This is a genomic window from Okeania sp. SIO2C9 (assembly GCF_010672455.1).
In the GTDB taxonomy this organism is placed as follows: domain Bacteria; phylum Cyanobacteriota; class Cyanobacteriia; order Cyanobacteriales; family Microcoleaceae; genus Okeania.
The window spans coordinates 87045-105044 of record NZ_JAAHGO010000011.1; the positions used below are offsets into that span (position 1 = coordinate 87045).

Here is an 18000-nt window from a genome sequence, read left to right on the forward strand (position 1 = left end):
GCCGTTAAGCTTTAGAAGAGTAATAAGTATAAATATTCAAAAGTCTGGCATCTTTACCCTGTAATATCATGTCCGTTGGTATCGTTTGTGTATAAAGTTGGGGAAATATCTAGCGCCATATAAGGTTTTTCCTTCTTCCTTCTTCCTTCTTCCTTACCTTGCTCTATATAATACCGATGCTACCGGACATGATATAAGAACTTCAAAATAAGATGCGTTTGCCCTGATCTCTACCTAAAGAAAATAATATATAGCAACTGCCAAGTTGATGTTTGACAATTAGAGCATCTTGCTCGCGTCATAAATCATCATAATTAGAGTTTGCTGATTAACTATCAAAGCATTGACAGATAAAGATTTTATCCTTCTGAGATTCCCAAGGGGTGCGCTTATTTTGGTCTAAAACGTTCAAAAAGTTAGCATTTTAGGCAAATCAGGCACAGAAAAATTGAGGGACAAAACTTAGCTCCTACCTCCTGTAAATTCCCATTTCTCCTGTCTCCTGTCTCCTGTCTCCTGTCTCCTGCCTCTACTAAAAGACTTCCATAAGCAAACCCTAATTATTAATTATTGAAGACCAATTTTTCCAAGGATTTTTCGATAAATTAGAATTAGTATATCTCTTATCGTGAGATACTTCTTCTCCTATCCAATCTGGCAATTCAACTTCTTGATTTTCATTATCAAGCTCAACTTCAGCCACAATTAAACCTTGATTATCTCCAGCAAACTCATCAACTTCCCAAATAAAATTACCATGAGAAACCTTATATCTAACCTTTTCAATTAAAGGTGAACTACACAAAGTATTCAACATCTCTTGAGCATCTTCAACTGGAATAGGATACTCATATTCTGACCGTGAATTACCCACAGAAGGTCCTTTAATAGTTAAATAGCCTTGGTCCCCTGCAATTCTTGCCCTTAATGTTATGCCATCTTCTGTAGACATATAACCTTGACGATAAACTTGTCCAATAGCTTGATTACGCCACCCGTTGCCTTTCACTAAAAACTTACGTTCTATTTCTATTGCCATTTTAATATTTAAGAACTTTTGAGAATTAATACAATGATTATTATCATAATGGGAGTTTCTGGTTCTGGTAAATCTACTATTGGAAAATTATTAGCAAAATCTCTAGATTATGAATTTTATGATGCCGATTCTTTTCACTCCCAAGCTAATATTGAAAAAATGAGTAGTGGTAATCCTTTAAATGATGCAGACCGAATTCCTTGGTTAGTAGAAATGAGAAACGCGATTGAGCAATGGTTAGAGAATAATAAAAATATTATATTAGCCTGTTCTGCTCTGAAAAAAGCTTATCGTCATCTACTGATAAAAGACTCACAAAATATTAAACTTGTCTACTTAAAAGGGTCTTTTGATTTGTTAGCCCAAAGACTAAAGGAACGAGAAAATCATTTTATGAAAGTTGAAATGTTAAGAAGTCAATTTAACGATTTGGAAGAACCAGAAGAAGCAATAATAATAGATATAAATGCTGTAAAATCTCCCGAAGATATTATCAATTCTATTAGGAATAGTTTGTAGAAATTTTCTTTATTATAGGTAATCAACTGGGAGAAGGGCAGGAGATAGAGAATATGGAATTCAAATATATAGAAAACCATCTAAAAAAAGGTATTTAGAGAGCAAAATTGTTTGAATATTTGCGTAATAATTCTCCCTTCAAATATTTACTTTTCTTCTCCCTAATGGAAAAGCTTTAAAGTCTTTTTGCCACTCATTTATCCCTAACCTTTAATTTATAATACCAATTTTATCTAAGGCTGCACAGAATGAGGTTTTAGGTCGTAGGTGTTGGGTGTTATACCAATTTTATGTGAAGTGGCATAGAATTATGAAATTAATTAACAAGTCTATCTCGATCTACAGTCAACCCTGATCGAGATATTATTCTATGCAGTTTTGAAATGAGTTTGGTATAATTCCTGCCTTGAATAGTCCAGTCAAAGTAGTAATATTATCTTTTCTTTCACGGGTTTAATACCTCACCATCAACAGGAGTGCTTAAAATTGTTTGGGGTTTTAATTCCCATGCAATTTTGCCTTCTGCCTTCTGCCTTCTTCAAATCACCTAAAACCTAAAACTTTTCCTTTACTTCAAAAAACGACTTGCCATTCCCATCATATCTGAAATATCAACATCCCCATCTCCATCAGCATCCAAAAAGCTATTTAAAACATTATTAGATGCCTGATTAGGATTTTGAGTGTCATTACCAGTCTTCAATAAATTCAGAATTAGTGGCACTAAAGTAGGCAATAAATTCTGGATTTGTGAGAGGTCAAAACCTGTTTTTTCAGATATACTCTGAACAATTTCAGTTATTTGATTAGCTGAAAATAGAGATGCCACAGCTTGGGGGTTAGGGTTTGTACCTGCAAACTGATTAACAATTGCTTGAACTGCTCCATTACCAGACTCTTCTCGCTTCTGCTGTAAAGCTGAACGTACATGACCACCTAAAATTGACATAGCAACTTGAGTTGCACCAGAATTTCCTCCGAAATTGCCACTTAGTTGCTGCACTGTACCAAGAATACTGCTCAATTGATTCGTACTAGCTTCTTGATTAGGGTTATTAATAGCACCAACAATTTGATCGAAAAGTCCCATTATTTTTAAACTGTGATTACTTAGTTGACAACGAGCTTTATAAAGACCAATAACTTCTACCGAAGTCGTCTTTAATTATCTATCTTTGTTACCGCTCAACTAAACTTACTCAAAAATCTGAAAGTTTAGTTGAACGCAAGTGGCTCGACCACTACAGGGTTAAACGGCAAACCCTTTATTCCTTGGTCTAAGACATCAGGAATTACTTTTTTAATTATATTAAATGACCCATTTACATCTGCATTTAATAATTTATTTTCTCTGGTTTTATATAACCCTCTTGTTACTCTTTTTCCACTAAATTTCGGTTTTTTCTCTCCATATTTTGGTAAATCATCCCCATCTAAACAGCTTGATTGAGATGTATAGGATTCTTCTGTAATTATTACTTTTATTCCTCTTAGTTGGGCTTTATATCTTAACATCTCTATTAACCTATAGTGAGGGATATTAACAAATTGTTGATTGTTCTTTTTCCCTAATTTTATCTCTTGTTTCCAATTCTGATTATGCCCAATAATTAAGATTCCTATTTCATGGTTTACACACCAATCTATTACTCTTTTGCTTGCTGTATGGAGATAGTTTTCTACTCGAAAATTTCGTTTCGGCTAAGAGCCGACATGAATGTGAGTTAATTTTTTTAACCGATGATAATTAGTTTTATTGTGGTTTGTTTTTAATTGAGATTGTAAACAAGAGCGTTGTTTATTATAAAAGGTGTTAATTGCTTTTAATGGTCTGCCTTTAATCAATAGAGGTGAATTTCTTGTTTGATTTGTAGTTACAGCTATTAAATTATTTACTCCTAAATCTACTCCTGCTACTTGTTGATTATTTGTTATTTCCTCCTGTTTTTCATAGACTATTTCTATTATGTAAAAGCTACTTTTGGGTATTATTCTAGCTTCTATTATTTCTGTCTGTGAAGTGGGGATTTTTATTTCACTCATCGACAGATGACAAATTCCTTTTTTTAAGGTTTTTTTGTAAATTGATTCATCTGGATAGGGCAGAAGATTTCTGCATGCATGTTTTATGTTTATATTTGGGAATTTTTGGTTTCCCTAAAAATTTATTTAGCTGTTTTTGCCATACTTTTAAAGCTGCAAAATAACTATTCCAAGCTGAGTCTAATTTTCTGATTATTTGCTTACTGACTTTGGTAGTTAAAGCTTGATAATCGTCGCTTTTAGATACCTTGTGATAAAGTTCAGTAAAATTTAATTTCTTTTGATAGGAAAAGAAATGTTGGCGATAATGGTAATTGGCTAAATTGAACAGATTTTTTGACAAAAAAGCCTTGTGGTCAATTTCTGACCACAAATCATGTGATTTGGTAATAACATGACGTTCAACTAGCTTCATACCTTTATTGTAGCTGATAGTGACTCAATGGATAGACAACTGAATAAACTTACTCATTTTAGTTTGATAGCTATAGTTATGAGTCAGTTTGATAAACTTTAGCTAAATCGCTCTTGAGCCTCACGCCATAATCTGTGATTTGGCGACCAGATGAATCGGCGGTAAATTAATGGGACTCGATGTCCCATTAATTTACAAATTTTTATGTTATCATCGAACTATGCTGGTCTGCAGCTCATCGCCGCCAGTAATGAACCATGAAAATTTAATAGGATATGGGGTTGTTAGCCCAAATTCCTAGTAAACTGTGGGAAAACGTAAAATCTTATTCCGGAACTAGGTGAGCAGTTTTTTATGTGCAAAAAGAGCGGTGGGGCATCTCGTTCTTAAAGCTCGTCGAGTCCGACGGGATACCGGGACTGTGAAACGAGAAGCCCACACTAACCTGACGGTATAGTGTGGGAGTATGTCACACAAGTTTCTACTTTTTGTATTTACCCCAAATAGTTACTTAAAAATGCCTCAACTTCATCTACAGTAGGTTGAGCAGACATTGCTCCTTTCTTAGTAGCGCTTAAAGCACCCACCGCACTAGCATAAGTAACAATTTTTTTTGCTACCTCTGGTTGCTGTAGTTGACGAATACCATATTGGCGCAACTGATGTACAAAACCTGCGACAAAGCTATCACCAGCACCAGTAGTATCCATCACATCTATTGAAAAAGCTGGTACTTTCCCTTCATTTTCTGACAAGTAGTAAGCACAACCTAGATCGCCAGCAGTTATTAATGTGCCTTCTACCGAATTTAATTGGTAAGTAATTGCCGCAGGTTCGGTAGATTCAAATAACCACTCAGCTTCTTCTATAGAGAGTTTGACAAAATCCACTCTTTTTAGTAAAGAGTATATAAGCTCTTTAGCTTCATCTGGATTCGGCCAAAATAAAGGACGCCAGTTGACATCTACCATGATTTTAAGATGGTATTGGTCAGCCAATTCAAGAGCTTGGTAAATTGCTTGCCTAGTTTCAGGATAAGCTAGTCCAAGGGTTCCTAAAATTAAAAAATCACCATGCAAAAATAAAGATTCTGGCAAAAGTTCAGCTTGTAAATGGGTATCAGCAAATTCTGTTGTCTGGCGATCGCCAAAACCAACAAATTCACGTTCCCCTGTTGTAGAGTGTAATACATAGACCTTCCGTGTTGGTGCATCAGAATTTTGCTGGATACCTGTAGTGTCTACTCCCACTTCTTGCAAAAGTTGTACCAGTGTTTTGCCTTCTGTATCTTGACCTACTGCACTAATTAAAGCAGTAGGAGTCCCTAGTTTGACTAAACCACAAGCAACATTGGCAAGGGCACCACCAGGGTAGATTGTCCAAGACTGAACTTGATTTAGAGGTATTCCGGGTCGATCGGCCAAACAATCAAATAAAATTTCACCGAGACAAAGAACATGAAGATGGGTCATATTAATTAGAGTATCTCAAGTTATATATAGGTTAGGTAGGGAAATTAGGAATATTTTAGTGGTGATTAAAATCTAAGGTATATTTAAAATCAATAATTTTTTATTTTTTTTTAAAACATAATTAACTAATTTTATCCTCCCTCAGCTTTTTTATACTTTTCCCACTTATAGATTGTCATTAAGGTGAATTTTGTCAAGATGTCTCTAAAATTATAATTAGGCAGATATACATATATAGGCAAAAGTTATGACTGGTTGCGAGTCTCAAACCAAAATATCCCTTTCAGAAAGGGAACTTCAAGTTGTGGAGCTAGTGGCAGATGGGTTGACTAATGAAAAAATCGCCGAGAAGCTAGAAATTAGCAAGCGAACGGTAGATAATCATATCAGTAATATTCTGAGTAAAACTTCAACCCATAATCGAGTAGAACTGGTTCGTTGGGCTTTGCAGTGGGGCAAAGTATGTTTGGATAGTATCAACTGTTGTAATTTACCAGATACAACGGAACAATTGGTAAATCATAGCTTAGAGGGCGATCTATTGGGAAGGTAAATATTAAGATGCAGACTGCGAAACAAAAACAACAACGTTATCAAATTAGCTGTCAAGGATTACCACTAGCAGTATATCGAGAAGTAGCAGCTCATTTGCGTCAAGTCGGCAAAGTAAAAGTGGACTTATTTTTTCTTCCTGCCTCAGAACAATTTGACTATGAAAAAAGCCAAATAGGAAGTCTGTGCTTAGAGTATACAGAAGATGCTGAAGATGGTGTCCGTCAAAAAGTAGACCAAATATTGGCCTATTATCAATCTAAATTCGGGCCTTGGGAAGCCAATCAAATTGCAGGTAATGGTGAGGGAGATTAGTCATTGCTCAAATATCAAATCTCAGGGACTAATGACTGTCCCCTCTCTCAATTTTTTTAGTAATTATTGTTCTAATATCTGGCATTAAAGTTACTCTAGAAGATCAAACAAAAGTCTTAATTTTTACTAATAAACTCTATTTTCAACAATAACAAAAAGAGCTATAGCAATTCCCAAGAAGCGTGAGGTACAAAATTCCTTTGTTTTAGGGAGTAGGGAGTAGGGAGTAGGGAGTAGGGAGTAGGGAATAGAAAAACAACTGTATCTTAGTAACTTGAGAAACGCTATATGTTAGTATGTAGTAATTATTTGTAGTAAATTAGTTATTATGTCTAAATCTAAATTACCTAATTTTATTATTTTTGGCTCTAGTAAATCAGGCTTTACTTCGCTTTGTAACTATCTTGTTCAGCATCCAGATATTTTTATTAGTAAAAAGAAAGAACCTAATTTTTTCTTGTATGATGAAGGTAGCATTATAACTGATCAAAAAGGAAAGACTACATTTTATACTATAGATTGGTACAAGTATTGGTTTAGAAAAGCACAAGAGAAAGCTATTGGAGAAGCTTCTGTATCTTACATAGCTAATGAACAAGCTCCTATTAGAATTAAATAAAGATTACCTGATGTTAAATTAATTGCTTTATTACGCGTTCCTGTGTCTCGTGTCTATTATCATTATTTATTTAATCAAAGAAACAATAAACACGAAGGTGAAAAATCTTTGTTAAAAGCAATAGAAGCTGACCAAAAGCAAGGATATCCCGAGCAATATTTTGAAAAAGGGTTGTACTACTATTACCTAAAAAAATATTTTGATATATTTGACCGTCAAAATATTAAACTTTTCTTATTTGAAGATTTTACCTCAGATCCTCTAAAGGTTGTCAAGGATATATTTACATTCTTAAATGTAGACAGTACCTTTGTACCTGTTGTTGGAGCCAAAGATGCTTCTTCAGGAATCCCAAAAAATCAGACTATTTATAATTTTATTTATAAAGATAATTTCCTTAGAAAAGCTTTACGTCCAATTATGAGAACTTTATTTCCTAACCGTGAAAAAAGAAGAGCATTGTGGACAAATCTAAGTAAGTCGAAATTTATCTCGGCCTCCTCTACCCTCAGAAATGAGAAAAGTCATATTCGAGATGTATAAACCTGATATCATAAAATTACAAAAACTAATAGACCGAGATTTGTCAAAATGGTTGTCTTAATTTAAGCAATTGCAAGTAATACTTTTACAAATTATTCATTAAGTAGAACATAGTAATTTTTGGGCGCTATGTATCAAATTGTAAATTAGCTCAAAAGTTTATATTAATTGCTTTTAGGAGTTTTTTGATTAAAAATGCAACGTCTTTTTTTTGCCTGCTCTATTTATCTATTAGTAATTATTGAATACTATATTGCTCCTACACTAGCTTTGTTTAGAATTGACTGATATCGAGAGATAAGCAGAATTATTATAATTCTGAATTAATTAACTATTGAAACATCAGAGATGTTGCTATGCCACCAATACCATCTTATTTAATCCCTCTAGTAATTGTTTTAGTAATTGTACCATCTGTAGTTGCTATATTATTAAGAATTTTACTTCATTTTGACTTAGTAAATCAAGGAAATAAAGTTAGAAGACTAATTAATCAGCAGTCAGTAAATAAGCCAAGATTTATCGAATATTTAGAGGACAGATTTACAGATGCAAGTAGCAAACTAGAGCAAGTTAATACAGGAGCATTAATAGACCAAGTTTATAGTAGACAAAGATTATTTAAATTAATATCTTATGAACAAATAGAATATTTATGTCGAATTTTACCTAATCTACTTGTGTCTTTTGGATTATTAGGTACTTTTATTGGCATTACCATTAACTTGACTTCTTTAAGTCAAACAGTTAGTGATACTAATGCTACTGATGTTAGTAGTTTGCTCAGGGAATTACAAGTACCATTACAAGGCATGGGAATTGCCTTTACGAGCAGCTTAGTAGCAATATTATTTAGTGCAGTAGTTACATCAGTTAATTTTATTTTTAATACTAGCCTTGCTAAAACTAGATTAATCAGTTCAATAGAAGACTATTTAGATAACATTTACTTACAAACAATAGAAGGTCAAACTCAGCTTGATAAAGTAGTAAAAGCTGTTGCTTATTCTTTTGAAGGATTTTTAACAAGATTTGGTCAAACAGTCAGAGTAGGAGTAGAGTCAGCTCTGCAAGATAAAATTCAAGAAATTCATAATGCTAATACTACTACCAGTAAATTAGCAGAACAGACTTTTGTGCGATTAGGAGAAGCTGCTGCTACAGTGGCAAAAAGTTCTAAAGATTTTCAGATAGCTTCTGATAAGTTTCTAGAAGTAGCACAGATATTTGAACATAGTCAATTTCCGCAAAAGTTAGCTAATTCTACAGCACAATTAGCCAATATTCAAAGTAATTTTTCTCAATCAACTTCGACTCTAGCTACTGCTGTTCAAGCAATAGAAATAGTAGTAATTGAACTACAGGGATATAGTAAGAGACTAGCCAAATTTGGAGAACAAATTACCAGTAATAATCAAACTTCATTAAGACTATTAGAATCTCATCAAAGTAATCAAAAATCTTTAGCTGAGATGATTCGACAATTACAAGAAGCATCACAAGGTTTTCAATTAGCAGTGGGAACTCTGGATACTTTACAAAGAAGAGTAGTATCTAAAGCAGATAATTTAGATGAAGTACAAATTCAACTAAAAACTTTAGCAAATGCCTTGAATAATTCTACAGATGGTATTAGTCAGAGCATTAAATCTTTAGGAGACCAAATAGGGAAAGGTATGAGTAATCAAGCCAATCTAAATAATTCCCATTTAAGCGTCATTGCCACAAATTTACAGGAATATATTAGTCAAATGAAAGAAACTAAAAATGAAATTTATCGGCTGACACATATTATAGATAGATTAGCAAATAAGTAGATGTCATTTCAGTTATCAGTTATCAGTTATCAGTTAGCCTCATAAGGTTATAACTGCGGACTTCAGTACCTCTAGCTAAAGCAAATGGAAAAGCCTCTAATTAAATAGATTTCTATAGTTACTACATAACTTCTCTCTTTTGTCAAGCTTTATGTTAAGACAGATGTGGGTCATTTCAGTTATCAATTATCAGTACATCTGCAATAAAGAGGCTTGACATCAGGAATATTACCTTTTTTTATCCCCTTAAAAGGCTATCTCTTACCCATAAGTCTTGAAACCTTTGTGGGGAGCAGGGGAGAAAGGAGAAAAAATCATAGTAGCCAAGTAAAACTACTGAATTTGTCAAAAAAATGTATGAAAAAGTACATTTTTTCTCCCGAAAAAGCCTAACCAAGACTCATTCATGACTTGTCTATTTTGTCAAGTTTTATATTAAGAAAGATGTGGGTAATGGATAGCTTAAAAGGGGAGGCTTTAGACCGAATTTTTCGGTAATGGATAGAATTATAGAATCCGGTTATACAATATATCTTTATAATTCTATAATTACTTCAATATTCAATCTTCCCTACTCCCTCACTCCCCCACTCCCCTACTCCCCTACTCCCTATTTTTAGAAATAATTATGCGTCATCGTTCACGACTTGTTGAGGATAATCGCGACCTAGAAATTTGGCCGGCATTTACAGACTTAATGTCTAACTCTTTTATGATATTAAGTTTATTATTGCTATTAGCTATTATTAAATCTCTATTTATAGAGTCAATTTCTGATGCCAACGAAAATCGTGCCCTACAACTGCAACAAGAAATTACTAATTTACAAAATCAAATTCAACAAAAGACTGGTGAAGTAACAGGATTACAAGGACAAATTGGTAATTTACAAAATCAAGTAACAAAATTACAAGGATTAGTAACTACATCTAAAGATGAACTAGAGCAAAAGTCAAATAGAGTCACACAACTAGAAACAGAAATTGAAAAATTGAAGTCTCCACCTGTGATAGTAATTAGAGATTCTCAGTCTCGAAGATTTGAATCAGGAAGTGCGGAAATATCGGGAGATTTAAAAAGTTTTATTGAGGGAGATTTAATTAAACAAATAGAGGATTTTGCTAAGGAATATAAAGGTTATGTTGTTGAAGTAATAGGTCATACTGATGGTCAAGTAAATCAGAGAAGTGGAAGTAATTTAGATACTCAGTTAGAACAAGTTGCTAAGGGTAATGAATCTGTTAATAGTTTAGTACCAGGTTCAAATGCAGATTTAGGTTTGATGCGTGCTTTATCTGTTGTACAAGAACTGCAAAAAAATCCTCGTTTGAAAAAATTGGGTTTAAAATTTCGGGCTTATTCTGCAGCACAATTATATAATCCTGGGGGAGATTTTGCCGGGGTAAATCGTAATCCAAACCAGAGTCGGCGTCGGATAGAAGTTCGGTTTACTCCTAGTGCGGTTGAGAGGTAGGTTAAAGTTGAAAGCAAGATTTTTAGCACAGATGTAATTATAGATTTATGAACACGGAACCAAAACTGATGTATGAATGGAGGGACATCAACTGGCGAAAATTGGATAAGTTTGCCGAATATAGTGGCATTAATCCTCAGGACTCGTTTCAACAATTAATAATGAATCATGAATAATGAATAATTACCTCTCCTTGAAAAGAAGAGGATTGACAAATTCATGAAAATTTTTTTTTATTATTAGTCAATCTTCTTCCTTTTAGGGCTATCCATTACCCACATCTTTCTTAATATAAAGCTTGACAAAATAGACGAGTTATGCGTTAGTCTTGGCTCGGCTTTTTCGGGAGAAAAAATGTATTTTTCCATACTTTTTTTTGGACAACTTTAGTAGTTTTACTTAGCTACTATGATTTTTTCTCCTTTCTCCCCTGCTCCCTGCTCCCCTTCCTCTCCAGGGAGGGGTTAGGGGTGTAGAGGTGAGTCCCACAAGGTTTTCAAGACTTATGGTTCAACAATTAATAATGAATAATGAATAATGAATAATTACCTCTCCTTGAAAAGAAGAGGATTGACAAATTCATGAAAATTTTTTTTATTATCCCCTTAAAAGGGGAGGCTTTAAACCATAATTTTTCGGTAAGGGATAGCTTTTAGGGAGAGGTAATTATCAATTATTCATGATCAATTATCAATTATCAATTATTGAAATGGCTCCTAAGTTTGAAATTAAAATATATAGCGCTACGCATTAAGGTGTTTGATATGAATAGAAGCAGCAAACCCTTTTGTATTTCCCCTATTGCCTTCCGGAGCTTTTGCCTGTTGCCTTGCGCGTAGCGCTATACAATTGAGAATAATATAAATACTGCTAAAATTATTATGGCAAAATTTTGTTTGCAAGCTCCCTTTAAACCTACTGGTGACCAACCTGGAGCGATCGCTCAATTAACTGTTAATATTCAAGCTGGACATGACTTTCAAACATTACTAGGAGCTACAGGTACGGGTAAAACTTTTTCCATAGCTTCTGTAATTAAAAATGTTGGCAGACCGACGTTAGTTTTGGCTCATAATAAAACATTAGCTGCTCAATTATGTAATGAGTTGCGCGATTTTTTTCCTAATAATGCGGTTGAGTATTTTGTTAGTTATTACGATTATTATCAACCGGAAGCTTATATTCCGGTGACGGATACATATATAGAAAAAACTGCTTCTATTAATGATGAGATTGATATGTTGCGTCACTCGGCAACTCGGTCTCTTTTTGAACGTAGAGATGTAATTGTTGTGGCTTCTATTAGTTGTATTTATGGTTTGGGAATGCCTGCTGAATATTTAAAGGCTGCTATTTCTTTGCAGGTGGGAGAAGAAGTTAATCAACGACAAATTTTGAGAGATTTAGCGACAGTTCAATACACCAGAAATGATTTAGATTTAGGTAGAGGAAAGTTTAGAGTTAAGGGCGATGTTTTGGAAATCGGACCTGCTTATGAGGATAGAGTTATTCGGGTAGAATTTTTTGGGGATGAAATAGATGCTATTCGTTATGTTGACCCTGTAACTGGAAAGATTCTGCAAAGTTTAGAGTATTTAAATGTTTATCCTGCGCGTCACTTTGTTACTCCTGAAGAGAGGTTAGAAGCAGCTTGTAATGATATTGAAGCAGAATTAGATGAGCAATTAGAGGAATTAGAAAAGGCAGGAAAGTTGTTAGAAGCTCAACGTTTGGAACAGCGTTGTAGATATGATTTGGAAATGCTGCGGGAGGTGGGATATTGTAATGGTGTGGAAAATTATTCTCGGCATTTAGCAGGTAGAAAAGCAGGGGAAGCGCCGGAATGTTTGATTGATTATTTTCCGGAAGATTGGTTATTAGTTATTGATGAATCTCATGTTACTGTTCCACAAATTCGCGGAATGTATAATGGCGACCAAGCTAGGAAAAGAGTTTTAATTGAACATGGGTTTCGTTTGCCTAGTGCTGCGGATAATCGACCTTTAAAATCTGATGAATTTTGGCAAAAGGTTAATCAATGTATTTTGGTTTCTGCTACTCCTGGAAGTTGGGAAATAGAAAAGTCTGAGGAGAGAATTGTTGAGCAAATTATTCGTCCGACTGGTGTTGTTGACCCGAAAATTTTTGTGCGTCCGACTGAGGGTCAGGTTGATGATTTATTAGGGGAAATTAGGGAAAGGGTTAAGCAGGAAGAGAGGGTTTTAATTACAACTTTAACTAAGCGGATGGCTGAAGATTTGACTGAATATTTGCAGGAGCAAAATGTGAGGGTTCGTTATTTGCATTCGGAGATTAATTCTATTCAGAGAATTGAGATTTTGCAGGGGTTGAGAGAGGGAGATTTTGATGTTTTAATTGGGGTGAATTTATTACGGGAAGGTTTAGATTTACCGGAGGTTTCTTTAGTAGCTATTTTAGATGCGGATAAGGAGGGATTTTTACGAGCGGAACGTTCATTAATTCAGACTATTGGTAGGGCGGCGCGTCATGTCCGGGGTCAGGCTATTTTATATGCTGATAATTTGACGGATAGTATGATTAAAGCTATTGATGAAACTGAAAGAAGGCGAGGAATTCAGTTGGCATATAATAAGATGAATAATATTACACCTAAGCCTATTGTTAAGAAACAAAGTAATGCAATTTTGGCATTTTTGGATGTGTCGCGGCGTTTAAATGCTCAACAGTTGGAAGAGGTTTATGAGCAGGTGGATGAATTGTCTTTGGAAGAGTTACCGGAGTGGATTAAAAAGTTAGAAAGTCAGATGAAGGAAGCGGCGAAAAAATTGGAGTTTGAAGAGGCGGCTAAATTGCGGGATAGAATTAAGTATTTGCGGGATAAGTTGGTGGGTAATTAGGTTAAATAGATTTCTGTACTAGGAAAATTCTTAATTAAAGAGAGAAGATTAGTAATATGGTAGTTATCAGGTTAGTCAGATATTTACAGCAGATTCCAAGTATATAAAGTACACATATTAATAATTTTAATAATTTAATGTTCCCAGTGCGAGCATCTTGCTCGTGCGGGTGTACCTCAGCAAGGTGGAATCCGCTGTAAGTCTTTTCTGAAAAGAAAATTATTGTCTTAGTTATTGTCTAATGTTCAATTTTTAATGGAGAATTTTCATGTTAAAAACTCTTACTGATATTTTAACTGACTATAAATTTTTTCTGGGATTATTTCTTTCTGTTCCATTTGCCGTACTTGCCAATTTGTTAACTCCCAAGATTGAGAAATTTCTCTCATCTCGCAATTACCAATTAAAACAAGAGAGAATTAGAAAAATTAAGCAAGAGTATCAACAGGTAAAACAATATTATGAAAATAGAATTATATTGGTTGAGTATCTTTTAATTAATATATTAAAGACTATAGCTATAGGTTTTTTAATGATACTATTTGTTACTTGGCTTGATTCTACTTTTTCCGTTAGTATAGCTAATATATTAGCAAATTCTCTATCAAAAATATTAGTAATTTTGGGTTCACTCGTTATTGTAAATTGGACAACAAATGCACTGGATATTTATGCAAAAGTAAAAAACTATAACGATTATCAAAAAGAAGTATCAGATATTGTTCAGGAATAAAATACTTTAATTATTATTTGACAAACAGGTAGATTAATTATCTTTGGATGATATTCCGGACTTGATCAAAAAGTTAGAAAGTCAGATGAAGGAAGCGGCGAAAAATTTGGAATTTGAAGAGGCGGCTAAATTGCGGGATAGAATTAAATATTTGCGAGATAAGTTGGTGGGTAATTAGGTTAAATAGATTTCTGTACTAGGAAAATTCTTAATTAAAGAGAGAAGATTAGTAATATGGTAGTTATCAGGTTAGTCAGATATTTACAGCAGATTCCAAGTATATAAAGTACACATATTAATAATTTTAATAATTTAATGTTCCCAGTGCGAGCATCTTGCTCGTGCGGGTGTACCTCAGCAAGGTGGAATCCGCTGTAAGTCTTTTCTGAAAATAAAACTATTGTCTTAGTTATTGTCTAATGTTCAACTTTTAATGGAGAACTTTCATGTTAAAAATTTTGAGTGATATTTTAACTGATTATAAATTTTTCCTAGGATTATTTCTTTCTGTTCCATTTGCCGTATTTGCCAATTTGTTAACTCCCAAGATTGAGAAATTTCTCTCATCTCGCAATTACCAATTAAAACAAAAGAGAATTACAAAAATAAAGCAAGAGCATCAACAGGTTAAACAATATTATGAAAATAGAATTATATTGGTTGAGTATCTTTTAATTAATATATTAAAGACTATAGCTATAGGTTTTTTAATGATTCTCTTTGTTACTTGGCTTGATTCTACTTTTTCCGCTAGTATAGCTAATATATTAGCAAATTCTCTATCAAAAATATTAGTAATTTTGGGTTCACTCGTTATTGTAAATTGGACAACAAATGCACTGGATATTTATGCAAAAGTGAAAAACTATAACGATTATCAAAAAGAAGTATCAGATATTGTTCAGGAATAAAATACTTTAATTATTATTTGACAAACAGGTAGATTAATTATCTTTGGATGATATTCCGGACTTGATTAAAAAGTTAGAAACTCAGATGAAAGAAGCGGCGAAAAATTTAGAGTTTGAAGAGGCAGCTAAGTTGCGGGATAGAATTAAATATCTACGGGATAAATTAGTGGGTAATAGGGAGTAAGTTTTAGGTATTAGTTATTTGAACAATTTTGTCAGACTTATTATGATTGTCAGGTGAAAATTATGTCGAAAACGAGTAATGTTAAAGATTGAATATCTCCAATGTTTATATAGAAGTGGCTAAATTAAATAAAGCTATCTTAGGATAGAGTTAACCTTAAAACTAAATCATTGATAAAAGTATAGAAATGGATGAAAGAACTCAAGGTGCTTGGATTATTCATCATACAGATAAACTCCAAGATATGAAATATGCTGCCAATGATTATGAGAATATTAATCTTGCGGGAAAGTGTGGTTTATTACTATCTAGTTTGGCTGCTTCTGAAGAAATGTCTATATCTCACAAAAGGTTAAAAACTCTGGGTAAAGCTGCTAATATTAACTTGAAAACTAGAGATGCCAGTTATTTTAGATAAACTTGAAAAGCAAAAATTAATCAGCTCTAGCTCTACTGAAATTCATATTCTAGGACTGACTACTCCTGCTACATTGGAACATACAACATCAATTTTTTATGATGAAAATCCAGATAATACTGAAATTGCTGTTATAGATTTATCAGAAAAAATTTCTGAATTACCACAGGGGTATAAAAAAGCAAAAGAATATATAAGTGACACTTACAAAATATCTAATAAAAAAACTGATGATTTGCTAATTGGTTCAGAAGAAATTGGATTTATAGATGCAGCTAGTGTAGATGATTCTAGAAAAATTTTATTTAATGGTAATTTATTTAGGCATGATGATATAAGGAAAATTAATGCCGTCTGTTCTTCTTTATCTGAATCAGAAACTAGGAGAATTAAGGAGCTAGATGAACTTCTGAAATATCAAAGTTGTTTGCCTTTAGATATCGCACAATAAATTGTTGAGGAGAAACTATTTAGGAAATTACATTCTATAGGTATATATGATGTCAATACTGTGAGTAATTAACTAGGCATACACAAATTTGTGACAAAACCATCTGCATTTTCAAAGTTTGGTAATGCTACTGTTGAAGACGCATTTGATTTAGCTAAATTATTTGTAACGTCTTTAACATTTGGCATGACGAAAAGTCATTCTTATAGAGGAAAAATTACAATGATTCAGAGACTTATGGAAAAGCTAATTGATGGAGAATGGGTTAGTCCAGCAACAGCTATTGGAAACGACTATAAAGTGTTAGAACTTCGCGGTGTAATTCAGGTTGAAGTATCGCTACAATATTTAAATAGATACAATATGAAACTTTTGAAAAAAGATGTTGGAGAATTAGCATTAAAAGTAATTAATGATGGTGATATTAGCACTGAAGTACTTATGTCAATTCCTAGTGCTTCAATAACAAACTATATAGCTCCTGAGCAAAATAGAACTTACGAAAGAAAGTCACAAAACTCACAAACTGGAAAAAATGTTGCAGAATTATTAGATATATTGAGAAGTGGTAAATAGTTGATTATGAAGCAAGAACTTGGCAAGGGTGAAACAGCAGAAGAAGCACTTAGAAAGTATTTTATCGAACAAAGTTATTTTGTAGTTCGTTCACTTCCATTTACATATAATCAAATTGACATTACAGATGTTGATCTATGGTTGTATAGTAAAGCTTCAGCTTTTTCTAGAGAACGGACTAATGTTGACATTAAAAACAAAAAGGATCCTAGAGCATTTGAAAGAATAATTTGGGCTAAGGGTTTACAGACTACTTTAAAATTAGAAAGAGCTATTGTTGCTACAGCATCCACAAAAGATGAAGCTCAGAAATTTGGTTTGGCAAATAATATTATTGTGATAACTGGCGATGTGTTAAAACAAATAATTTCTCGAAGAGTTAACTCAAATAGAATTACAGAAGAAAATTTTATTTCAGATATATCGACTCAAAATGTTGAAAAAAAAGAAGATGATTATAAAAGAAGATACCAGATGTCAAAAGGTAGGCTTTTAAGCAATTTTAATTTTAATGGTTGTAATGAATATCTCCAAGAAATAAATTTTTTTCTAGAACAAACTATGACAAAAGCAGATAATAATATCAGTATTCTAAGGCTTTTATATATCAATACAGCCTTTTTACTAATTTGTACTGACTTTGTTATTAAAGGATTTACTTCTGTTGATATAAAAACTAGAGTTGAAATTTTACAGAATGGATTTAATTACGGAGAGAGAGGTAAAGAAGGTACAGAAAGGATAACTAATGCTGCTATTAAATTAGCATCTTCAGTAATAGGAAATAAAAATATTGCTACAACGCTTAAAAGAGAAGTTGATAAACAAACTAAGAATAGACCTGTTGAAATTTTGTCAGATTACTTTTCTCAAACTACTAATATGAACTCCTTATTTAAAAATGCTAAATTTTTTGAGAGTTGTGCTTATTCAGAAGTTGTTACAACACCTTCAAAACTCCCAATAGAGCTGCAAAGTATAATCGGTTTATTGACTGATTTTTTCCGAATGGATAGAAAAAAAATATTGAATCTATAAAT

19 protein-coding genes and 3 pseudogenes are annotated in these 18000 nt (G+C 33.2%); 16 read left to right on the plus strand and 6 right to left on the minus strand.

Annotated elements, in window-relative coordinates; all coding sequences use genetic code 11:
* Positions 1-556: 556 nt before the first annotated feature.
* Entirely contained in the window at positions 557-1039 is a 483-nt protein-coding gene (locus F6K23_RS10335) for a CYTH domain-containing protein (protein WP_293154343.1), read from the minus strand.
* A gap of 33 nt (positions 1040-1072) precedes the next feature.
* Between F6K23_RS10335 and F6K23_RS10340 the strand changes: the two genes are divergently transcribed.
* On the plus strand, positions 1073-1558 hold the full coding sequence (locus F6K23_RS10340; protein ID WP_293154345.1) for a gluconokinase: 486 nt from the start codon (positions 1073-1075) through the stop codon (positions 1556-1558).
* A gap of 568 nt (positions 1559-2126) precedes the next feature.
* Here the strand turns inward: F6K23_RS10340 and F6K23_RS10345 are convergent.
* The 5 genes from F6K23_RS10345 to F6K23_RS10365 form a co-directional block, all read right to left on the minus strand.
* On the minus strand, positions 2127-2648 hold the full coding sequence (locus F6K23_RS10345) for a hypothetical protein (protein ID WP_293154348.1): 522 nt from the start codon (positions 2646-2648) through the stop codon (positions 2127-2129).
* 125 nt (positions 2649-2773) lie between these two features.
* The gene (locus F6K23_RS10350) at positions 2774-3205 is read right to left on the minus strand and encodes a transposase (RefSeq protein ID WP_293154508.1); all 432 of its coding nucleotides are present in this window, start codon (positions 3203-3205) and stop codon (positions 2774-2776) included.
* A gap of 54 nt (positions 3206-3259) precedes the next feature.
* A complete protein-coding gene (locus F6K23_RS10355; protein ID WP_293154351.1) occupies positions 3260-3601 on the minus strand; it encodes a transposase in 342 nt (113 codons plus the stop codon).
* Positions 3602-3647: 46 nt separating this feature from the next.
* Positions 3648-4016, minus strand: coding sequence for a transposase (locus F6K23_RS10360; RefSeq protein WP_293154354.1), 369 nt, complete (start codon positions 4014-4016; stop codon positions 3648-3650).
* A gap of 494 nt (positions 4017-4510) precedes the next feature.
* Positions 4511-5488: a carbohydrate kinase gene (locus tag F6K23_RS10365; protein WP_293154357.1), complete on the minus strand. Its 978-nt coding sequence runs from the start codon at positions 5486-5488 to the stop codon at positions 4511-4513.
* A 247-nt stretch (positions 5489-5735) separates the two neighbouring features.
* Here F6K23_RS10365 and F6K23_RS10370 point away from each other — a divergent pair, with 247 nt between their 5' ends.
* From F6K23_RS10370 to F6K23_RS10440, 15 genes and pseudogenes are all read left to right on the plus strand, one after another.
* Positions 5736-6041, plus strand: a complete 306-nt coding sequence (locus F6K23_RS10370; protein ID WP_124143783.1) for a response regulator transcription factor — start codon at positions 5736-5738, stop codon at positions 6039-6041.
* An 8-nt stretch (positions 6042-6049) separates the two neighbouring features.
* A complete protein-coding gene (locus F6K23_RS10375) occupies positions 6050-6355 on the plus strand; it encodes a hypothetical protein (protein ID WP_293154360.1) in 306 nt (101 codons plus the stop codon).
* Between the two features lie 328 nt (positions 6356-6683).
* Positions 6684-6974, plus strand: a complete 291-nt coding sequence (locus tag F6K23_RS10380; RefSeq protein WP_293154363.1) for a hypothetical protein — start codon at positions 6684-6686, stop codon at positions 6972-6974.
* An 18-nt stretch (positions 6975-6992) separates the two neighbouring features.
* Positions 6993-7517, plus strand: a pseudogene (locus F6K23_RS10385) (hypothetical protein); the annotation flags it as partial.
* Positions 7518-7873: 356 nt separating this feature from the next.
* A complete protein-coding gene (locus F6K23_RS10390; RefSeq protein ID WP_293154366.1) occupies positions 7874-9334 on the plus strand; it encodes a hypothetical protein in 1461 nt (486 codons plus the stop codon).
* 628 nt (positions 9335-9962) lie between these two features.
* Positions 9963-10808 (plus strand): hypothetical protein, encoded by an 846-nt coding sequence (locus F6K23_RS10395; protein WP_293154369.1) that lies wholly within the window; start codon positions 9963-9965, stop codon positions 10806-10808.
* Positions 10809-11689: 881 nt separating this feature from the next.
* Positions 11690-13687 (plus strand): excinuclease ABC subunit UvrB, encoded by a 1998-nt coding sequence (gene uvrB / locus F6K23_RS10400; protein ID WP_293154372.1) that lies wholly within the window; start codon positions 11690-11692, stop codon positions 13685-13687.
* 268 nt (positions 13688-13955) lie between these two features.
* Complete coding sequence (locus tag F6K23_RS10405) at positions 13956-14420, plus strand: hypothetical protein (RefSeq protein WP_293154374.1); 465 nt, start codon at positions 13956-13958, stop codon at positions 14418-14420.
* Between the two features lie 37 nt (positions 14421-14457).
* Positions 14458-14598 (plus strand): annotated as a pseudogene (locus tag F6K23_RS10410) (UvrB/UvrC motif-containing protein); the annotation flags it as partial.
* A 268-nt stretch (positions 14599-14866) separates the two neighbouring features.
* Complete coding sequence (locus F6K23_RS10415) at positions 14867-15331, plus strand: hypothetical protein (RefSeq protein ID WP_293154380.1); 465 nt, start codon at positions 14867-14869, stop codon at positions 15329-15331.
* A 37-nt stretch (positions 15332-15368) separates the two neighbouring features.
* Positions 15369-15515 (plus strand): annotated as a pseudogene (locus tag F6K23_RS10420) (UvrB/UvrC motif-containing protein); the annotation flags it as partial.
* 187 nt (positions 15516-15702) lie between these two features.
* On the plus strand, positions 15703-15933 hold the full coding sequence (locus F6K23_RS10425) for a hypothetical protein (RefSeq protein ID WP_293154386.1): 231 nt from the start codon (positions 15703-15705) through the stop codon (positions 15931-15933).
* Positions 15914-16384 carry a hypothetical protein gene (locus F6K23_RS10430; RefSeq protein ID WP_293154388.1) on the plus strand — a complete coding sequence of 157 codons (471 nt, stop codon included), beginning with the start codon at positions 15914-15916 and terminating at the stop codon, positions 16382-16384. Before F6K23_RS10425 ends, F6K23_RS10430 begins: the two co-directional genes overlap by 20 nt.
* A 90-nt stretch (positions 16385-16474) precedes the next feature.
* Positions 16475-16960, plus strand: a complete 486-nt coding sequence (locus F6K23_RS10435; RefSeq protein ID WP_293154391.1) for a hypothetical protein — start codon at positions 16475-16477, stop codon at positions 16958-16960.
* A gap of 6 nt (positions 16961-16966) precedes the next feature.
* On the plus strand, positions 16967-17998 hold the full coding sequence (locus tag F6K23_RS10440) for a hypothetical protein (RefSeq protein WP_293154394.1): 1032 nt from the start codon (positions 16967-16969) through the stop codon (positions 17996-17998).
* Positions 17999-18000 lie beyond the last annotated feature (2 nt).

Coding starts and splice junctions, on each gene's coding strand:
- F6K23_RS10335 (WP_293154343.1), bottom strand. CDS start 1,039: ATGGCAATAGAAATAGAACGTAAGTTTTTAGTGAAAGGCAACGGGTGG.
- F6K23_RS10340 (WP_293154345.1), top strand. CDS start 1,073: ATGATTATTATCATAATGGGAGTTTCTGGTTCTGGTAAATCTACTATT.
- F6K23_RS10345 (WP_293154348.1), bottom strand. CDS start 2,648: ATGGGACTTTTCGATCAAATTGTTGGTGCTATTAATAACCCTAATCAA.
- F6K23_RS10355 (WP_293154351.1), bottom strand. CDS start 3,601: ATGAGTGAAATAAAAATCCCCACTTCACAGACAGAAATAATAGAAGCT.
- F6K23_RS10360 (WP_293154354.1), bottom strand. CDS start 4,016: ATGAAGCTAGTTGAACGTCATGTTATTACCAAATCACATGATTTGTGG.
- F6K23_RS10365 (WP_293154357.1), bottom strand. CDS start 5,488: ATGACCCATCTTCATGTTCTTTGTCTCGGTGAAATTTTATTTGATTGT.
- F6K23_RS10370 (WP_124143783.1), top strand. CDS start 5,736: ATGACTGGTTGCGAGTCTCAAACCAAAATATCCCTTTCAGAAAGGGAA.
- F6K23_RS10375 (WP_293154360.1), top strand. CDS start 6,050: ATGCAGACTGCGAAACAAAAACAACAACGTTATCAAATTAGCTGTCAA.
- F6K23_RS10380 (WP_293154363.1), top strand. CDS start 6,684: ATGTCTAAATCTAAATTACCTAATTTTATTATTTTTGGCTCTAGTAAA.
- F6K23_RS10390 (WP_293154366.1), top strand. CDS start 7,874: ATGCCACCAATACCATCTTATTTAATCCCTCTAGTAATTGTTTTAGTA.
- F6K23_RS10395 (WP_293154369.1), top strand. CDS start 9,963: ATGCGTCATCGTTCACGACTTGTTGAGGATAATCGCGACCTAGAAATT.
- uvrB (WP_293154372.1), top strand. CDS start 11,690: ATGGCAAAATTTTGTTTGCAAGCTCCCTTTAAACCTACTGGTGACCAA.
- F6K23_RS10405 (WP_293154374.1), top strand. CDS start 13,956: ATGTTAAAAACTCTTACTGATATTTTAACTGACTATAAATTTTTTCTG.
- F6K23_RS10415 (WP_293154380.1), top strand. CDS start 14,867: ATGTTAAAAATTTTGAGTGATATTTTAACTGATTATAAATTTTTCCTA.
- F6K23_RS10425 (WP_293154386.1), top strand. CDS start 15,703: ATGGATGAAAGAACTCAAGGTGCTTGGATTATTCATCATACAGATAAA.
- F6K23_RS10430 (WP_293154388.1), top strand. CDS start 15,914: ATGCCAGTTATTTTAGATAAACTTGAAAAGCAAAAATTAATCAGCTCT.
- F6K23_RS10440 (WP_293154394.1), top strand. CDS start 16,967: ATGAAGCAAGAACTTGGCAAGGGTGAAACAGCAGAAGAAGCACTTAGA.